We start from the raw sequence: 782 nt of genomic DNA on the forward strand, positions 1-782 counted from the left end.
CGGACGACCACCCCGGCTGACCGACGCCGAACTACTCACCCTCGCCGTCGCCCAAGCACTGCTCGGCATCCGTTCCGAAGCCCGCTGGCTGCGGTTCCTGCCCCGCCACCTGCCGGGCGCTTTCACTTACCTGCCACGGCAATCCGGCTACAACAAGCGACTGCGTGCCGCCGTCCCGCTGCTCAAGCACATCATCCGGATGCTCGCGCTCGACACCGACCTGTGGACCGACGCGACCTGGGTCGTCGACTCCACCCCAGTCGAGTGCGGCCGCTCCCGCGAGACCGCCAAACGGTCCGAGCTCGCAGGCTGGGCCGGATACGGCTACTGCTCCAGCCACTCCCGGTTCTTCTGGGGACTGCGTCTGCACCTGATCTGCACCCCAGCCGGACTCCCGATCACCTGGGCACTTGCGAACCCGAAGATCGACGAACGCCAAGTCCTGATGGCCATCCTCGACCACGACCCGTCCGTGCTCTCCGACCGGCCTGGCCTGCTGATCATCGCGGACAAGGGGTACGTCTCCGGTGAGCTCGACACCTTCCTCGCCGAACGCGGCGTGCGACTGCTGCGGCCGTCGTATCGCAATCGCACCCCGCATCCAGCTCAGCACCTGCTCAAACCGGTCCGGCAACTCATCGAGTCAGTCAACGACACCCTCAAAGGCCAGCTCGATCTCGAGCTACACGGCGGCCGCACCATCGACGGCGTCACCGCCCGCATCGCCCAGCGCCTGCTCGCCCTGACCGCCGCCATCTGGCACAACCGCGCCACCAGCCAAC

General features: G+C 67.5%; 1 protein-coding gene. It reads left to right on the forward strand.

The features are described from left to right. Positions 1–782, forward strand: a 782-nt coding sequence (locus tag IEZ09_RS45935) for an IS982 family transposase (RefSeq protein ID WP_189260147.1), incomplete at both ends; no start/stop codon positions are given.

Source organism: Lentzea flava (genome assembly GCF_014648475.1).
Lineage (GTDB): Bacteria > Actinomycetota > Actinomycetes > Mycobacteriales > Pseudonocardiaceae > Lentzea > Lentzea flava.